This is a genomic window from Rufibacter tibetensis, assembly GCF_001310085.1.
Classification (GTDB): Bacteria; Bacteroidota; Bacteroidia; order Cytophagales; family Hymenobacteraceae; genus Nibribacter; species Nibribacter tibetensis.
This window is the reverse complement of record NZ_CP012643.1, coordinates 262,556-280,289: the sequence shown is the minus strand read 5'-3', so window position 1 is coordinate 280,289 and position 17,734 is coordinate 262,556. Positions and strand designations below refer to the sequence as shown.

Sequence of the window (17,734 nt, the reverse complement as noted above, 5' to 3'; positions counted from 1 at the left end):
TTGGAAGGCGGAATATATCATCAACACTTTTCATTTTGAGTCATATGTCAGAAGTTAAGACGAACACCACATTCAAGCACGTAAGCTATCTGTGGGACGAGGCCAAAGCGGCCGAACTGGAGGGCGACGAGGTAGCGTTGCTGATCTACCGCTCTAACCTGCTGGGTGCAGATCTGCGCCTGACGAACTACGGCGGTGGGAACACCTCCTGCAAGACCACGGCCAAAAATCCGTTGACTGGACAGGACACCGAGGTGATGTGGATCAAAGGTTCCGGCGGAGACATCGGGACTTTGAAGAAAAGCGGCTTGGCGGCTTTGTACGTAGACCGGCTCAGAAGCTTGGAGAACGTGTACCGCGGCATTGAGCACGAAGATGAAATGGTGGAGCTGTTCAACCACAGCATCTTTGACCTGGCCTCTAAAGCCCCCTCCATTGACACGCCTTTGCACGGCTTCCTGCCGTTCAAGCACATAGATCACTTGCACCCAGATGCGGCCATTGCCATTGCAGCGGCCAAAGACGGCAAGCGCATCACCGAAGAATTGTTTGGTGGAGCCATTGGTTGGGTAGACTGGCAGCGTCCGGGCTTTGACCTGGGTTTGCAACTACGCCAGTGCCTGAACGAGAATCCCGGCATCAGAGGCATCATGTTAGGCTCGCACGGCTTGTTCACCTGGGGTGATACCGCATATGAGAGCTACATGAACACCTTGGAAGTGATTGAGCAGTGCGCCGAGTACCTGGAAGAAAACTACGCTAAAAAAGGACCAGCTTTCGGCGGAGCCAAAATAGAGAGCCTGCCTTCTGAGCAGCGCCTGAAGCAAGCCGCTGCCCTGGCACCGGTTCTGCGCGGTTTCTGCTCCAGCGAGCGCCACATGGTGGGGCACTTCACCGATGATGCCCGTGTGTTGGAGTTCATCAACTCAAATGACTTAGACCGCCTGGCACCAATGGGTACCAGCTGCCCAGATCACTTCCTGCGCACCAAAATCAGCCCACTGGTATTGGATCTGCAGCCCGGCGAAGACCTCTCTGACGTAAAAGCCCTGAAAGAGCGTTTAGCGCCTGCTTTTGAAGAATACCGTCAGATGTACACCCAGTACTATGAGTCTTGCAAGCACCCGAACAGCCCGGCCATTCGTGACGCTAACCCAGTAATTATTTTGTTCCCAGGCGTGGGTATGTTCTCTTTCTCTAAAGACAAGCAGACTGCCCGGGTAGCCTCTGAGTTCTACCTCAACGCCATTAACGTAATGAAGGGCGCTGAGGCCATCTCAGAATACACGTCGCTGCCGCGCCAGGAAGCGTTTGATATTGAGTACTGGTTGCTGGAAGAAGCAAAGCTGCAGCGCATGCCCAAGCCCAAAGCACTTTCCGGTAAAATCGCTTTAATCACGGGTAGCGCCGGTGGTATTGGAAAAGCGATCGCGAAGAAATTTGTGGAAGAAGGCGGTGTGGTGATTCTGAATGATATGAACGAAGAGCGTCTGCAAAGCGCAGGCGAGGAGTTCAAGAAGCAGTACGGCAAAGATTCTTACGCTACTGCTACGCTGGATGTAACCAAAGCAGACCACATACAAGATGCGTTTGAAGTAGCAGCCCTGGCCTTTGGCGGTATTGATATTGTGATCAACAACGCGGGTCTGTCTATCTCCAAAACCATTGAAGGACACTCTGAAAAAGACTGGGATCTGTTGTACGATGTGTTGGTGAAAGGTCAGTTCTTCGTGACCCAGGCAGCCGTAGAGGTAATGCGCAAGCAAGCCATTGGCGGTGATGTCATCAACATTGTGAGCAAGAACGCCTTGGTAAGCGGACCAAACAACGCTGGTTACGGTAGCGCCAAAGCAGCACAACTACACTTAAGCCGCCTGAACGCCGCAGAACTTGGTGCCGATGGCATTAGAGTAAACGTGGTAAACCCAGACGCAGTAATCTCTGACAGCAACATCTGGGCCGGTGGTTGGGCCGAAGGTCGTGCCAAAGCATACGGCATCACAGTAGAGGAACTTCCGGCATACTACGCCAAGCGTACCTTGCTGAACCAGATCATTTTGCCAGATGACATTGCCAATGCTTGCTTCGCCTTTGTAGGTGGACTGCTGAGCAAATCTACGGGCAATATGCTCAACGTGGACGGCGGTGTAGCCATGGCCTTCCCTAGATAAGATAAAGTGGGTTCCTGCTTTCAGGTTGTTTTTACAAAAACAGCCCGAAAGCAGGAATACTTCTGGTAGAGCAGCCAATGAAAACTAAGGAGAAACGGTGGAAACCACTTCTTACTACCTTCTCCGTTTTTGGGCTGTTTTTCTGAAAGCGAGTTCAAAACACATTATCAACCTTGCCTCCAAGGAGGCAAGGCCCTAACGAACAAAGCCATGCAATTAGAGAAATATAAAATAGACGAATTTAACCATAGCCAGCAGGCCGAGCATACCCGCAAGTTTGAATTCCTGGCCGATGGCCTTTCAAACGTGGAAGGCGTGCTGCAGAAGTTGGTGGATTTTCAGATTGCCATTCCTTCCTGGGCACTGGGTACCGGCGGAACCCGCTTCGGTCGTTTTTCCGGCGGCGGAGAGCCAAGAAGCTTGGAAGAGAAGATTGAAGATGTAGGCTTGCTGCACTCTTTAAATCGGTCCAGCGGCGCTATCTCCCTGCACATTCCTTGGGACATTCCCCAGGATTACAAAGCTACCAAAGCCCTGGCCGCACAACACGGACTGAAATTTGACGCCGTTAATTCTAACACCTTCCAGGACCAGCAGAACCAAGGCAAGAGCTACAAGTTTGGGTCTATGCAGCACGTAGACAAAGCGGTTCGCCAACAAGCCATTGACCATAACATTGAAGTAATCAAGCACGGCATTGAACTGGGTTCTGAATCACTGACCGTTTGGTTAGCCGACGGCTCCAGCTTCCCAGGCCAGCTGAATTTCCGGAAAGCCTTCCAGAATGTGCTGGAAAGCTTGCAGGAAGTCTACTCCGCCATGCCAGACAACTGGAAAATGTACGTGGAGTACAAAGCCTTTGAGCCGAACTTCTACTCTACTACTATTGGTGACTGGGGACAATCTCTGTTGCTGGCCAACAAACTTGGTCCTAAAGCCTACACCTTGGTTGACTTAGGCCACCACTTGCCAAATGCCAACATTGAGCAGATCGTGTCTTTGCTTTTGATGGAAGGCAAACTGGGCGGTTTTCACTTCAATGACTCTAAGTACTCAGATGATGATTTGACTGCTGGTAGCATCAAACCTTACCAATTGTTCCTGATTTTTAATGAACTGGTAGAAGGCATGGACGCCCGCGGCATGAACCACGCCACAGATCTGGGCTGGATGATTGATGCTTCGCACAACCTGAAAGATCCTCTGGAAGACTTATTGCAATCTGTACAAGCTATCATGATCGCCTACGCGCAATCTTTGATGGTAGACAGAGTTGCCTTGGCGGAGGCTCAGCAAACCAACGATGTAGCCCGTGCCCAGGAAATCCTGCAGGATGCTTTCCGTACCGATGTTCGTCCGTTGGTGGCCGAGGCACAGGTAAGAGCGGGTGGTGCGGTGAACGCGTTGCAGTTGTATCGTCAGTTGAAAGTACGTGAGAACCTGATTCAGGAAAGAGGTCTCAAAACCGTTTCATCTGGTTTATAAGCGTCCTTCTTTTAGTAGAAATATGTTTAACGGATGAGAGAAGGAAGGTGAAGATTCGCTTCTTTCTCTCATTTACACTTTCACTCAAACAGTCATTTAATCAGGCATGCAGAAGATACCGGTTATCGCCATCTTTGATGTGGGCAAGACAAACAAAAAGCTGTTCCTCTTTGATGAGCACTACAGGATAGTGTACGAGCGGTCAGCTAAGTTTATAGAGACGGTAGATGAAGATGGGGACCCGTGCGAAAACTTGGAAAGCCTGCGGTTATCTGTGTTTGATTCTCTGCGTGATGTGTTCAAGCGCCCTGAGTTTGAGATCAAGGCCATCAACTTCTCTACCTACGGCGCCAGTTTTGTGTACGTAGACGAAGGAGGTCAACCGCTTACACCGCTTTACAATTACCTGAAACCGTATCCAGAGGAGTTGCAAAAGCAGTTTTACGCTACCTACGGGGGCGAGGAAAAGCTTTCGAAGGAAACAGCCTCACCGGTGTTGGGGAGTCTAAATTCCGGCATGCAGCTCTACCGGTTAAAACATGAGCAACCTGAGGTGTTTCAGCAGATGAAGTACGCACTGCATTTGCCACAGTACCTCAGCTCTCTTATTTCCGGCGAGTTCTATACAGACATCACCAGCATTGGCTGCCATACCAACCTTTGGGATTTTACCAAAGGCGATTACCACGCGTGGGTGGCGCAAGAAGGCATTTTAGAGAAGTTAGCTCCCTTGAAAGGCGCTGACGAAGCCGTTCCTGCTGCCTTCCCTGGAAACAGCTACAAAGTGGGCATAGGGCTCCACGACAGCTCAGCGGCTCTGATCCCGTACCTGGTGAACTTTCAGGAACCTTTCGCGCTCATCTCTACCGGTACCTGGTGTATTACGCTTAATCCGTTCAACACTTCTCCGCTCACAACGGAAGAGCTGAAGCAGGATTGCCTGAGTTACTTACAGTACAAAGGAAAGCCCGTAAAAGCTTCCCGGTTCTTTGGCGGATATGAGCATGAGCAGGAGGTAAAACGCATTGCCATCCATTTTGACATGAGTACCGCGGTATTTAAAACCGTAGAGTATGACCCTGAGATCATCCAGAAACTGCAACGGGAGCAAAAAGCCTCTAACAACTTGCAGGAGAAAACAACTGCTTTGCCTACTTCAGGTTTTGCAGAGCGGGATTTAAGTTTGTTTGCCTCAGGTATTGAAGCTTACCACCAGTTTGTCATAGACTTGGTACAGCAGCAGGTAATTTCCAGCAATCTGGTGCTGCAAGGCACAGACGTGAAGCGCATTTTTGTGGACGGCGGCTTCGGAAAGAATGCCATTTACATGAACTTATTGGCCGCTGCCTTCCCTGATAAGGAGGTATATGCGGCATCTATGGCGCAAGCCACAGCTATTGGCACGGCGCTGGCGATCCATTCTCTTTGGAACACCAAACCCTTGCCTAACGACATCATTGAATTAAAATATTACGCAGTAACACACCAGGAGGCATAGTATGACGGTAGGGCTTTTTATCCCTTGTTACGTTGACCAATTTTATCCCAACGCAGCCATTGCCACGTTGCAATTACTGGAGAAAGCCGGTGTAAACGTGGTGTATCCCATGCGGCAAACCTGTTGCGGGCAGCCCATGGCCAATTCAGGCTTTGAGCATTTAACCAAAGACTGCAACGAGTTGTTCGTGCAGAATTTCGCGGAGTTTGATTACATCGTGTCGCCCTCAGGTAGCTGCGTGTTGCACGTAAAAGACCACCTGCATTCAGAGAAGCACGAAGACCAGGCTCAAGCCATCCGTGGCAAAGTCTATGAGTTAGTGGAGTTCCTGACGGATGTAGTGAAGATAGAAAAACTAAATGCCCGTTTCCCACATAAGGTAGGTCTGCACCAGAGCTGTCATGGTCAACGTGGTTTAGGCTTGGCTCAGATGTCTGAATTAGTGGCACCAGCTTTTTCTAAGCCAGAAAAACTGCTGAGCATGGTACAGGACCTGGAACTGATTACCCTTACCAGAAAAGACGAGTGTTGCGGTTTCGGCGGTACGTTCTGCGTAGCCGAAGAAGCCGTGTCCGTGAAAATGGGCAAAGACCGCGTGGCAGACCATCTGCAACATAATGCAGAAATTATCACGGGTGCCGATATGAGTTGCCTTATGCACATGGAAGGCATTCTAAGAAGGCAGAAAAGCAATGTAAAGGTGATGCACATCGCTGAGATATTAAATGCGCAGGAGGGATAGATGAAGGAAGGACACACCAAAGACCACGCGGCGCTAGCCGATGATTTTAACCAGGACGAGCCCAGGGTAAACTGGCACGATGAAACGCTTTGGTTTATCAGGGAAAAACGTGACCGAGCTGCCTTTGCTATTCCAGACTGGGAGATGCTGCGCGAGACGGCCTCCCAAATTAAATTTCATACGCTGTCAAACCTGAGCCAATACCTGGAGCAGTTTGAAGCCAATGCCAAAGCCAATGGCATTACCGTGCATTGGGCAGCAGACGCTGAAGAGCATAACCAGATTGTGCATTCTATTCTGACCAAGAATGGGGTAACCCAAATGGTGAAAAGCAAATCCATGCTCACCGAGGAATGCCACCTAAATGACTACTTGGAGCAAAACGGCATAGAAGTAATTGACTCTGATTTAGGGGAACGCATTGTACAATTGGCCAAGGAACCACCTAGTCACATCGTGCTGCCTTGCATCCACTTGAAGAAAGAAGAAATAGGAGACATCTTCCACCAACACTTGGGCACAGAAGCAGGCATGTCTAACCCGCAGGTGCTCACAGAAACGGCAAGGCAACACTTACGCGAGACGTTCCTTACCCGCAAGGCCGCGCTCACAGGAGTGAACTTTGCCATTGCAGAAACTGGTGAATTTGTCGTCTGCACCAACGAGGGTAATGCCGATATGGGTGCTCACTTGGCAGATGTGCACGTGGCCAGCATGGGCATCGAAAAGTTAATCCCGAAGCGGGAGCATTTAGGGGTGTTTTTAAGATTATTGACCAGAAGCGCTACTGGTCAACCCATCACCACGTATTCCAGCCACTTCAAAAAGCCTCGTCCCGGACACGATATTCATATTGTGCTGGTAGACAACGGACGGAGTGTGCAGTTAGGCCGGGAAGATTTCCGGAATTCACTGAAGTGCATCCGTTGCGGCGCCTGCATGAATACCTGTCCGGTGTACCGCAGAAGCGGCGGACACAGCTACCAATCAGCAGTGGCAGGACCTATAGGTTCTATTCTGGCGCCTAACCTGGACATGAAGAAGCACGCCGATCTGCCGTTTGCCTCTACTTTGTGCGGCTCTTGCTCCAATGTGTGCCCGGTGAAGATTGACATTCATAACCAGCTTTACAAATGGCGGCAAGTCATTGTAAAAGAAGGCTACGCTGATCCTACCAAAACCATGGGAATGAAAGCCATGAACATGGTGCTGTCTTCGCCCAAGACCTTTAAACTGTCGGGCAAAGCAGGTCGGTGGTTTATGAAGACTGTTCCTTTCTTAGTCAGCAATAAAATGAACCCTTGGTACAAACAACGCGAAATGCCGCAACCCCCAAAGGAGTCTTTTGGTGAGTGGTACCGCAAAAACCGGAAAACCAATGAGTAGCAGAGAGAGGATATTGGCTGCTGTGTCCAAAAACCAGCCTGCCTTAACGCCTATGCCAGGGGTGCCACTTTTTCAATTAGAGGCACTTGATTTAGTAGAAAAATTCTCCCAAGTAGCGGTAAGTATTGGGAGTGGGGTTTTTCAGGTAAAGAGTTATGAAGAGGTGCAGGATATTTTGGCGAATGATTTTAAAGTTCACCACCGGATTATCTCCCATGTGCCAGAACTAGCCTCGTTTGCAGATACTACCCTTTTAGAAGACCAGCATCGGCACAAATTAGAGAATGTGGATCTGGCCATCGTGAAAGGTCACTTTGGCGTGGCAGAAAACGGTGCTTCCTGGGTAACCGAAGATTTGATGGGCTTGCGCGTGGTTCCATTCATTTGCCAGCACCTGGCTATCATTCTTCCCAAGGACAGCATTGTGCCCTTAATGCACGATGCTTATGAGAAGATTGGAACTGCGGAGTACGGCTATGGAGTGTTTATAGCTGGTCCTTCCAAAACAGCGGACATTGAGCAATCATTGGTACTTGGTGCACACGGACCTAGAACGTTGTCTGTGTTTCTAATGGGTTAAAAAGCAGTAATCAGAAAACGGATAATCAGATAGGAAGGGCTTCAGGGTTCAATTACAGAGGCACACTCCAAATCCATATTAAAGAATAACTTCTCATTCTTTTAATAACCTTAGAAGTAAGTAAGGAAAGTAAATCCTCCGGAAAGTTTCTATGTGAAAGATTGAATGACTTTGTGCAACTAGAGCTTGCTTCCTCAAGCATTAAAACCTATTTATTAAATAAGATAATCATATCCAGTGCTACCTAGAAAGGGTTAAATGACAGAAAGTTATCTTTCCTTTACCATCACTTTGAAAACCATTGTTAGCAACTCTCGGATATAATTTATATCATTTTAGAATAGTTTTCTCTGATTAATATTCATCTCCATTTTGGGTGGTCTGGTTCTGCGATTGGAATCATCAGGTTTACCAAACATCCATTTCCCCATTTTCTTCAAATTCTTCTGATCATCTAGGTCAATCTATAGCTTACAGCTTCACTTCCACAGTAGTTATTATTTGAGTTTGCCTCTTTCATTTAGGAATGGGCACCATTTTCATATCTTTGCCATCACCAAAAAATCTAAACGTACGTTTTTAGCTTGATTTGCAAAGAACACGCTGAAAACGGCCTTAAAGCGCAACGCATGAAAGCATATGTTTTTCCGGGTCAGGGTTCCCAGTTTGTGGGAATGGGCAAAGACCTTTACGAGCAACACCAAACGGCCAAAGACCTTTTTGAAAGAGCCAATGAGATTCTTGGTTTCCGGATTACCGACATCATGTTCAGTGGCACGGACGAAGAATTGAAGCAAACCAAAGTAACCCAGCCAGCTATCTTCCTGCATTCTGTGATTCAGGCGACAGTGGCAGAAGATTTCCAACCCGAGATGGTGGCCGGTCACTCTTTAGGTGAATTCTCTGCCTTGGTGGCCAACAAGGTGCTTTCTTTTGAAGATGCTCTGCGTCTGGTGTCAAAACGAGCCTTGGCCATGCAAGCGGCCTGCGAGGAACAGCCCTCTACCATGGCGGCTATTTTAGGCTTGGAAGATGAAAAAGTAGAGCAGATCTGTGCCGAAGTGTCTGAGGTGGTAGTGGCCGCTAATTTCAACTGCCCAGGTCAATTGGTCATCTCAGGTTCTATTGCTGGCGTTGAGGAAGCGTGTGAGCGCATGAAGGCCGCTGGTGCCAAGCGTGCCTTAGTTCTTCCGGTAGGTGGAGCTTTCCATTCGCCCCTCATGAAATCTGCCGAAGCAGAGTTAGAAGAAGCCATCAAACAAACCGAATTTAAACAGGGCATTTGCCCCGTCTACCAAAACGTAGATGCCAAACCTCATACAGATCCGCAGGAGATTCAGCAGAACCTGATCAAACAATTGACGGCTCCCGTACGTTGGACACAGTCTGTGCAACAAATGATTTCTGATGGCGCTACTATCTTTATAGAGTGCGGCCCAGGTAAAGTGTTGCAGGGCTTAGTGAAGAAAATTGACAAAACTGCAGAAGTAGGGCAGGTAAGCTAGTCCGGTTACGTTTTTGCTTTATAACATTTAAAGAGATGGGGCACATTCAACAGCTTTTCAAACAGAAGATGCCAAAACAACTTGTGTTTGGAACAGATATTTGTTTAAGTGCCCTGTCTTTTTTTATAGCCTACCTGCTTCGGTACAACTTTGACCTTCAGAAGTACACCGAACTATCTGTACTGCAGATGCTCCCCATTGTGCTAGCGGTCAGAGCTGTCGCTTTCTACTATTGCAGAACGCATGCAGGCATCCTACGCTACACCAGCCTGGATGACCTTCGGAAGCTGTTCGTTGCCCTTACCACCAGTTCTTTTCTGTTGGTGATTTCCCAGTTGTTTTACAACAAGGTACTGGGGTATCAGAACTTCATCCCTATTTCTGTACTTCTGATAGATTACTTAGGGTGTATGCTGGCGCTGTCTTTGTTCAGGGGTTGGGCGAAGATTGTGCATTATGAATGGCAGCACGCTAATGCTAATAAAGTAAACGTCATCATATTTGGGGCAGGTGAGGTAGGGAGCATTACCCTTCAGACGCTTCAGCAGGACATGGGTACCTATTACCATTTTGTTTCTTTTCTGGATGATGACAAAAAGAAACAAAACCTGGTCATCAATGGGGTTCCCATTCAATGCCCTTCCGCAGATTTTGTCAGCCAGTTAAAGACATTGCAAGTAGACTTGCTCATTGTGGCGGTTCAGCAACTTCCCCTGTCCCGAAGAAGGTATTTAGTAGAAGCCTGTTTGAATGCCGGGGTTCAGGTATTGGTGGTGCCTCCAGTGTACAAATGGATCAATGGCGTGCTCAGCTTTAAGCAGATCAGGGAGGTCAGAATAGAAGATGTGTTAGGCAGGCCTTCAGCCGAGATAGATTCACCCTTGCTGCACAAAGAACTGCAAAACCGAACCATACTGGTAACGGGTGCGGCCGGCTCTATTGGCAGTGAACTTGTGCGGCAACTTATCAAGTTTAAACCGAAACAGTTGATTCTCTTAGACCAGGCAGAATCCCCTCTGTATGATCTGGAACTGGAGCTGACAGAGTTGTACGTGAAGCTACACTTTGAGGTAGTACTTGGCGACATCTGCAACAAAGCCAGGATGGAAGCCGTCTTCCGCACCTTTCGGCCCGAATTGGTATTCCATTGTGCAGCTTACAAGCACGTACCGGTCATGGAGGAGAATCCTACAGAATCGCTCACCACGAACATATTAGGTACGAAGGTACTGGCTGATCTTGCCGTGAAATACCAGACCCAGAAGTTTGTTTTATTGTCTACAGATAAGGCGGTGAATCCCACCAGCGTAATGGGTGCTTCCAAAAGGCTTTGTGAAATGTACGTGCAGGCTATGGACCATTACCTTCGCGACTCAGGAAACAAACGCACGCGCTTTATCACTACCCGCTTTGGGAACGTGTTGGGCAGTACAGGATCTGTTATCCCACGCTTTAGAAAACAAATTGAAGAAGGCGGACCTGTAACGGTGACGCACCCAGATATTTCCCGGTATTTTATGTCTATCAGAGAGGCTTGCCAATTAGTATTGGAAGCGGCCTCTATGGGAACTGGGGGCGAGATCTACATCTTCGACATGGGGGATTCAATTAAGATTGTAGACTTGGCCAAGAAGATGATAAAGCTCTCTGGACTAACTTTAGGAAAGGACATTCAGTTAGTGTACACTGGCCTGCGCCCGGGCGAGAAACTGGAAGAAGAACTGTTCCATGAAAACGAGTCAGTGCAGGCTACGGCTCACCCCAAAATTAGCCTTGCTAACCTGCTCGCTCCTCAAAGCGAACAAGTGTTAAAAGAAATTCAAGTTCTGATAGATCTCTTCACGTCACAGAACAATGTAGACGTCATTAAGAAAATGAAGCAACTGGTACCAGAATACGTGAGCCAGAACTCCATCTACCAAAAATTTGATGTGCGAGGCTAAAATGGTAAGTCAGTAAATTGGATTATGTGTTAGTATAATAGAAATGCTTCCATTTTTACATATACCAATACTTGCTTCGAATGATTCTATTAATACCAAACAACCCCGTCCTTCATTTACTCAAATAATTTGACTTCTAGCGTATCTGGGCATTCATCCAGCAATTTCAGAATTGTTTTCTGATAAATGGGGTGAACGAAGTCAGGAGCCACTTGTGCCAATGGCAATAATGTGAAGCGACGGAGGTGAAGTTGAGGGTGGGGGAGGTGCAGGGTATCCGTTTCCAGGATCTGTTCTCCATAGAAGAGTACATCTACGTCAATCACCCTGGCTCCCCAGCGTTCCTTTCGTATTCTACCCAATTCCTGTTCAATGCGCTGAGTGAGGGCCAGCACTACTTTGGGAGAAAAACTGGTTTCAAACACTAGCACCTGATTCAGGAAAGCAGGTTGGTCAGTAAGGCCCCAGGCAGCTGTTTCGTACAAATTAGATTTCTGGACTGTTTTCCCAAAAACGCTTTCTAAACGGGAAGTAGCTTCCGTTAAGTAGAAGATTCGGTCACCCAGGTTGCTGCCCAGCAGCAGGAATAAAGAATTCATTACAGGCGCTCCAGGGCTTCCAGGAAGAATTGAATGGTTTTATCTGCTGCAGCCTTGGCCAAATCTGGGAGGTGTGGCTGGTCATACGGGTGGCGGCCTCCAAAGGAGTGATCCCCTTCGGGGAGGAGAAACAACTCTGCATAGGGGTTGAGGGCATGCAGGGAATGGGCCATCTGAACAGGCAAGGTTTCGTCTTGCTCTCCGTGTAAGATGAGCAATGGAATCTGAAGTTTCTCTATGGCTTTAGGAATGTCTAGCCGCTTTAGATTGGCGTGAAAATTCTCTAATAACTGGTAATACAAGGGCATCTGCTGCCCGGTACGTGCGTTGGCGATGTACTGAACCCCATCTTGCTTCCACTTTTCCATTACCTCAGGTGACCAGCGCTGGTCTATGTCACTGATGGCTGACCAGGTGGCTATTCCGGTCACATGCGCAGCCTCAGCAGCCTTTAACAACACCAATCCGCCCCCGCGGCTGTGCCCAACCAGAAATATGTAATCTGAGTTTAGTTCTTGGGCTGGTATTTCTGCAGGATTGTTTTTGAGGTGGTCCAGCAGCGTTCCCACGTCATCTAATTCAATGCAGAAGTTGTTGTTCCCAAAAGCCTCCATGTTGGTCAAGTCATTGCCGTCTGGTTCCACCCCGTTGTGTGAGAGGTTCAGCTTCACGAATACAAAACCATGATGGGCAAAGTAATCTGCCAGCAGGTTGAAATGTCCCCAATCTTTGAATCCTTTGAAGCCATGCACAAAAACTACCACGGGTTTTGCCTGCCCATCAGCAAGCCATCTGGCGTCTACCGCGAAGTCACGCCCATGAGGGGAGGAAAGGAGAAAGTCGGCACGTTGAATCATAACTGCAAATATCTTAAAAAGAAAGGAAGTAATGCCTGAATAATGGCAAATACAAACCCCGCGTTTGCTTCTGAGGGCGCAGCCTCGTAATATTGCGCCCAAGAGATGAGCAGCCCCTTAGACCAGATACAGGCCCCGATTGCAGTTGAGATGCAGGAGTTCGAAAAGAAATTCCGCCAGTCTATGCAATCAAACGTTTTGCTACTGGATAAGATCATGAGCTACATTGTTAAACGCAAGGGCAAGCAGATGCGGCCCATGTTCGTTTTCTTCATGGCCAAGCTCATCCAGGAGCAGATTCCGGACGCCACCTATCGCGGCGCGGCACTCATAGAGCTGCTTCATACCGCCACCCTGGTGCACGATGACGTGGTAGACGACTCCAACTACCGCCGCGGATTCTTCTCTGTAAATGCCCTCTGGAAAAACAAAATAGCGGTGCTAGTTGGCGATTATCTTCTCTCCAAAGGTCTCCTGCTCTCCCTGAACAACGATGATTTTGGGCTGCTCAAAATTGTGAGTAATGCCGTGCGCGAGATGAGCGAGGGCGAATTACTACAGATGGAGAAAGCCCGCCGCCTGGACATTACCGAAGAGGTGTACTTTGACATCATCAGGCAGAAAACTGCTTCTTTGATTGCTTCCTGCTGCGCTGTTGGTGTGTCCTCAGTTGGGGCAGATGTGGAGACCGTAGAGCGAGCCCGCCTCTTTGGGGAAAAAGTAGGCTTGGCTTTTCAGATCAAAGACGATTTGTTTGATTACGGCACCGCTGAGATTGGCAAACCCGTAGGCATTGACATCAAAGAAAAGAAGATGACCCTGCCCCTCATCTACGCCCTGCAGCAAGCCGATTGGCTTACCAAGCGCCGGGTCATCTACAACGTTAAAAACAACAACGGCAAAGCCGATAGAATAAATGCTGTCATTGACTTCGTGAAAAAGTCTGGCGGTTTAGAGTATTCTATTCATTGCATGAACAACCTCCACGCAGATGCCCTGCAATTGCTTCACACCTTTCCTGCTTCTGCCTCTCGTGACTCTCTGGAGCAATTAATCCGCTATACCATAGAGCGGGAGAAATAGAAATTTCTGTTTTTGAGCTTCTTTCTTGAGGAAGCCACTAATCCTTACTTAATATCTAAAAGCCAGTTTATGGACGTCAATAAACTGGTGTTTTCTACAAAATAGGTTCAAAACAAGAGCGGGTCAATCTAATAAGATTGACCCGCTCTTGTTTCTAGTTAACCAGTAGATTTACTTCTCCGCTACTAGTTCATCAATGGTTTTGTTAAACTCTTGCACAAACTCTTCATAATACTTGCCAGTGCCGGGACCAGAGAAGCCCGTATGGATCTTCCTAACTTTACCTTGCTTGTCAATAAAGATGGTGGTAGGAAAGGAGAGTACGTGGTTCAGGGCTGGCAGTGATTTAGCCACCAGCTCTTTGTCTTTGGTGCCGCCAATCAATAAGGTGTAAGGCACGTTAAGGCGTTCTCGCATTTTCTCTACCCGTACTTTTGCTTTGTCAAAATCTGGGCTTACCTCGTAGCCAATGCCTACTACTTCTACACCGCGGTTTTTGTTTTTCTCGTACCAGGGAGCTAAAAACTTAGTTTCATCCATGCAGTTTGGGCACCAGGAACCAAAAATCTGGGCCACCACCACTTTCCCTTTAAACTGCGGATCTGTAAGGGAAACCTTTTTCCCATTCAGGTCTGGGAAGGAAAAGTCTAAGCGGTCATATCCTGGCTTCAGGTAGGTCAACTTTTCAGCAGAAGCTAGTTTAAAGTTGGGGTTGCGTTTGGCGGTCCAGGTTTCATGGCTGGATTGGCCTGCGTAGAAGTCTCCGGCTAAGGTGCCGTTAGGTTGGCCTGAGGCATTGAACAGGTAAGCGTGGGCGCCGTCAAAGGCAGAAAGCTTCAATTTGTTTCCGTCTACCTCGCCCTGTAAATAGCGGTAGTCACCAGTATTTGTAAGGAAGGTACCGGTTAAGGCATTCCCTTTCTGCACGAATTCTCCTATGGCAGGGTAAGTTTTCCCATCCTCCTTGGTGAACTGCACTTCCCATTTGCCAGAAATGTCAAGGGTTGGTTTGGCTGGGTTTTCAGAAAAACGGGTTGTTTTCTCATGCTCAGCTGAGAACGGCAAACTGTAAGGCGTGGCCTGGTCTTTCCGCTCCCACCGGCCCGAAAGTTTGTTTCCGTCTATTTTGGCAATAAGAGCGGCGTCAAAGATGTGCATCTGCAACCGTACGCTATCCTCTGAAGTTGAAATTTCATCAATCAAAATTTTCTCATCTGCGTTAATCAGATAAGCCACCTTTTTTCCGCCTTCTTCAGAAACCGTGAAGTTGAAGGGCATATCCTGGTTACTTACCTGAATGATACCACGCCAGGAACCAGTTGCCAATTCGGGTTCTGTAGTAGACGAAGAGGTACAGGCTGGCAGGCTCAGAGCCGCTGACACCAAGGTGAATATAGAATATTTGAAAAATTTAATCTTGTTCATTCAACAAAAGTAAGGTGTGCTCTTGAATTTGCCTCATACGGCTCTAAAAAGCTTTATAAAGGTGGTTTTTTAATACTTGTGTAAAAGTGTTCTGTTTGCGACATTTGTGCGCGACGTTAGTAGCATTGAACTTAAATAATACAAAGCAGATCTATGGCATTTGATGTAGACATGATCAAGGCAGTGTACGCGAATCTGGGCGACCGGATTTCTGCGGCACGTACGGCAGTAGGCCGGCCTTTAACTCAGACTGAGAAAATTCTTTACGCCCACTTATATAATGGTTCCGCTACGGAGGCGTATGAGCGGGGTAAATCTTACGTGGACTTCGCGCCAGACCGCGTTGCCATGCAGGATGCCACGGCTCAGATGGCTTTGCTCCAGTTCATGCAAGCGGGTCGTCCTACTGTGGCGGTTCCTTCTTCGGTACACTGTGACCACTTGATCCAAGCCCGTGTTGGTGCTGACCAGGATTTGGCTGAAGCCTACTCAGAAAACAAAGAGGTATATGATTTCTTAGCCTCTGTCTCTAATAAATATGGTATCGGGTTCTGGAAGCCAGGTGCGGGTATTATCCACACCGTGGTATTTGAGAACTACGCCTTCCCAGGCGGAATGATGATTGGTACTGACTCCCACACGCCAAACGCGGGTGGTTTAGGTATGATCGCTATTGGTGTTGGTGGTGCAGATGCTGTAGACGTAATGGCCGGTATGGCTTGGGAGTTGAAATTCCCACGCGTAATTGGCGTGAAACTAACCGGTAAATTAAACGGCTGGACTGCTCCTAAAGACATCATCCTGAAAGTGGCAGGTATCTTAACCGTAAAAGGTGGTACTGGTGCCATTGTGGAATACTTTGGTGAAGGAGCTGCTAACATTTCCTGCTCTGGTAAATCTACCATCTGTAACATGGGTGCCGAGATTGGAGCCACGACTTCGGTTTTTGCCTATGATGAGTCAATGGCCGATTACCTGAGAGGAACTGAGCGCGGTGAGATTGCTGAACTGGCCAGCCAGGTAGCAGAACACCTGCGTGCCGATGAAGAAGTGTATGCTAACCCAGCCGCTTTCTACGACCAACTGATTGAAATCAACTTGGACGAATTGGAGCCACACGTGAACGGACCGTTCACTCCAGATGCTGCCTGGCCAATCTCCCAATTTGCCGCTGCTGTGCGTGAGCACAACTGGCCAGCTAAACTGGAAGTAGGTTTGATTGGGTCTTGTACCAACTCTTCTTATGAAGACCTTACCCGTGCTGCTTCAGTGGCTAGACAAGCCGTTGATAAAGGCTTAGTGGCAAATGCTGAATACACCATTACCCCAGGTTCTGAGGTGGTGCGTTACACCGCTGAGCGCGATGGTATCTTAGGTACTTTCTCTGAGATAGGTGGCGTTGTATTGGCGAATGCTTGTGGTCCGTGCATCGGGCAGTGGGCACGTCATACGGATGATCCAAAGCGCAAGAACTCCATCATCACTTCCTTCAACCGTAACTTCGCGAAGCGGAACGATGGTAACCCGAACACCCACGCGTTTGTGGCCTCTCCGGAAATCGTGACTGCTTTTGCTATTGCGGGTGATCTTACCTTCAATCCGCTTACCGATACATTGACAAACAAAAACGGTGAGCAAGTGAAATTGGATGAGCCAACTGGTATCCAGTTCCCGGTAAATGGTTTCGCCGTAGAAGATGCAGGCTACGTAGCTCCGGCTGCAGATCCAAGCAAGGTAGAAGTGGTAGTTGATCCTACCTCTGATCGTCTTCAATTGTTAGATCCATTCCAGCCTTGGAGTGGTCAAGATCTGACCGGCCTGAGACTGTTGATCAAAGCCCAGGGGAAATGTACTACTGACCACATCTCTATGGCTGGTCCTTGGTTGAAGTACCGCGGTCACTTGGATAACATCTCCAACAACATGTTGATTGGTGCGATCAATGCTTTCAATGGCGAAGCCAACAGCGTGAAGAACCTGATGGTGCAAGGCGAAGGCTATGACGAAGTTCCTAAAGTAGCCCGTACGTACAAAGCCGCTGGTGTTGGAACAGTTGTAGTAGGTGATGAAAACTACGGTGAAGGTTCTTCTCGTGAGCACGCTGCCATGGAACCTCGTCACTTGGGTGTGAAAGTGGTATTGGTGAAATCGTTCGCCCGTATCCACGAAACCAACCTGAAGAAACAAGGTATGCTGGCCCTTACTTTCGCGAATAAGGAAGATTACGACCGTATTGAAGAGGCTGACGTAATTGACGTGTTAGGCTTGACTTCTTTCACTCCGGGTGTTCCGTTGCAGGTAAGACTGACGCACAAAGATGGTTCAACTTACACCTTTGAGGCAAACCATACTTACAACCAAGGTCAGATTGAATGGTTCAAAGCTGGTTCAGCCCTTAACTTGATCCGTTTGCAACAGCAACAACAAGCCTAACCGGCAAGTTGAATACATAAAACAGAA

The 17,734-nt window shown here is 48.2% G+C and carries 13 protein-coding genes; 10 read left to right on the top strand and 3 right to left on the bottom strand.

Going from position 1 to position 17,734, the window contains the following annotated elements; all coding sequences use genetic code 11:
- Positions 1-44: 44 nt before the first annotated feature.
- From DC20_RS01060 to DC20_RS01025, 8 genes are all read left to right on the top strand, one after another.
- Positions 45-2,171 carry a bifunctional aldolase/short-chain dehydrogenase gene (locus tag DC20_RS01060; RefSeq protein ID WP_062542135.1) on the top strand — a complete coding sequence of 709 codons (2,127 nt, stop codon included), beginning with the start codon at positions 45-47 and terminating at the stop codon, positions 2,169-2,171.
- A gap of 210 nt (positions 2,172-2,381) precedes the next feature.
- Positions 2,382-3,656, top strand: coding sequence for a TIM barrel protein (locus DC20_RS01055; protein ID WP_062545730.1), 1,275 nt, complete (start codon positions 2,382-2,384; stop codon positions 3,654-3,656).
- 106 nt (positions 3,657-3,762) lie between these two features.
- The gene (locus tag DC20_RS01050; RefSeq protein ID WP_062542134.1) at positions 3,763-5,154 is read left to right on the top strand and encodes an FGGY-family carbohydrate kinase; all 1,392 of its coding nucleotides are present in this window, start codon (positions 3,763-3,765) and stop codon (positions 5,152-5,154) included.
- 1 nt (position 5,155) lies between these two features.
- Entirely contained in the window at positions 5,156-5,896 is a 741-nt protein-coding gene (locus DC20_RS01045) for a (Fe-S)-binding protein (protein ID WP_062542133.1), read from the top strand.
- Complete coding sequence (locus DC20_RS01040) at positions 5,897-7,282, top strand: lactate utilization protein B (protein WP_062542132.1); 1,386 nt, start codon at positions 5,897-5,899, stop codon at positions 7,280-7,282.
- Positions 7,275-7,862, top strand: coding sequence for a LutC/YkgG family protein (locus DC20_RS01035; protein ID WP_062542131.1), 588 nt, complete (start codon positions 7,275-7,277; stop codon positions 7,860-7,862). Before DC20_RS01040 ends, DC20_RS01035 begins: the two co-directional genes overlap by 8 nt.
- A gap of 629 nt (positions 7,863-8,491) precedes the next feature.
- Positions 8,492-9,367, top strand: coding sequence for an ACP S-malonyltransferase (gene fabD, locus DC20_RS01030; RefSeq protein WP_062545729.1), 876 nt, complete (start codon positions 8,492-8,494; stop codon positions 9,365-9,367).
- A 68-nt stretch (positions 9,368-9,435) separates the two neighbouring features.
- Positions 9,436-11,310 (top strand): polysaccharide biosynthesis protein, encoded by a 1,875-nt coding sequence (locus DC20_RS01025; RefSeq protein ID WP_169788142.1) that lies wholly within the window; start codon positions 9,436-9,438, stop codon positions 11,308-11,310.
- 116 nt (positions 11,311-11,426) lie between these two features.
- Here DC20_RS01025 and folK read toward each other — a convergent pair whose 3' ends face one another.
- Positions 11,427-11,909: a 2-amino-4-hydroxy-6-hydroxymethyldihydropteridine diphosphokinase gene (gene folK, locus DC20_RS01020; RefSeq protein WP_062542129.1), complete on the bottom strand. Its 483-nt coding sequence runs from the start codon at positions 11,907-11,909 to the stop codon at positions 11,427-11,429.
- Positions 11,909-12,766: an alpha/beta hydrolase family protein gene (locus DC20_RS01015; protein ID WP_062542128.1), complete on the bottom strand. Its 858-nt coding sequence runs from the start codon at positions 12,764-12,766 to the stop codon at positions 11,909-11,911. Before DC20_RS01015 ends, folK begins: the two co-directional genes overlap by 1 nt.
- A 105-nt stretch (positions 12,767-12,871) precedes the next feature.
- Between DC20_RS01015 and DC20_RS01010 the strand changes: the two genes are divergently transcribed.
- A complete protein-coding gene (locus tag DC20_RS01010) occupies positions 12,872-13,849 on the top strand; it encodes a polyprenyl synthetase family protein (protein WP_062542127.1) in 978 nt (325 codons plus the stop codon).
- Positions 13,850-14,020: 171 nt separating this feature from the next.
- Here the strand turns inward: DC20_RS01010 and DC20_RS01005 are convergent, their stop codons facing one another.
- Positions 14,021-15,274, bottom strand: a complete 1,254-nt coding sequence (locus DC20_RS01005; protein ID WP_062542126.1) for a peroxiredoxin family protein — start codon at positions 15,272-15,274, stop codon at positions 14,021-14,023.
- 153 nt (positions 15,275-15,427) lie between these two features.
- Between DC20_RS01005 and DC20_RS01000 the strand changes: the two genes are divergently transcribed.
- A complete protein-coding gene (locus DC20_RS01000; protein WP_062542125.1) occupies positions 15,428-17,707 on the top strand; it encodes an aconitate hydratase in 2,280 nt (759 codons plus the stop codon).
- Positions 17,708-17,734: the final 27 nt, after the last annotated feature.

Bases quoted from the DNA above. Each gene is read 5' to 3' on its own strand.
- DC20_RS01025 (WP_169788142.1), top strand. From the start codon at position 9,436: ATGCCAAAACAACTTGTGTTTGGAACAGATATTTGTTTAAGTGCCCTG.
- fabD (WP_062545729.1), top strand. From the start codon at position 8,492: ATGAAAGCATATGTTTTTCCGGGTCAGGGTTCCCAGTTTGTGGGAATG.
- DC20_RS01040 (WP_062542132.1), top strand. From the start codon at position 5,897: ATGAAGGAAGGACACACCAAAGACCACGCGGCGCTAGCCGATGATTTT.
- DC20_RS01005 (WP_062542126.1), bottom strand. From the start codon at position 15,274: ATGAACAAGATTAAATTTTTCAAATATTCTATATTCACCTTGGTGTCA.
- DC20_RS01000 (WP_062542125.1), top strand. From the start codon at position 15,428: ATGGCATTTGATGTAGACATGATCAAGGCAGTGTACGCGAATCTGGGC.
- DC20_RS01055 (WP_062545730.1), top strand. From the start codon at position 2,382: ATGCAATTAGAGAAATATAAAATAGACGAATTTAACCATAGCCAGCAG.
- DC20_RS01015 (WP_062542128.1), bottom strand. From the start codon at position 12,766: ATGATTCAACGTGCCGACTTTCTCCTTTCCTCCCCTCATGGGCGTGAC.
- DC20_RS01045 (WP_062542133.1), top strand. From the start codon at position 5,156: ATGACGGTAGGGCTTTTTATCCCTTGTTACGTTGACCAATTTTATCCC.
- DC20_RS01010 (WP_062542127.1), top strand. From the start codon at position 12,872: ATGAGCAGCCCCTTAGACCAGATACAGGCCCCGATTGCAGTTGAGATG.
- folK (WP_062542129.1), bottom strand. From the start codon at position 11,909: ATGAATTCTTTATTCCTGCTGCTGGGCAGCAACCTGGGTGACCGAATC.
- DC20_RS01060 (WP_062542135.1), top strand. From the start codon at position 45: ATGTCAGAAGTTAAGACGAACACCACATTCAAGCACGTAAGCTATCTG.
- DC20_RS01035 (WP_062542131.1), top strand. From the start codon at position 7,275: ATGAGTAGCAGAGAGAGGATATTGGCTGCTGTGTCCAAAAACCAGCCT.
- DC20_RS01050 (WP_062542134.1), top strand. From the start codon at position 3,763: ATGCAGAAGATACCGGTTATCGCCATCTTTGATGTGGGCAAGACAAAC.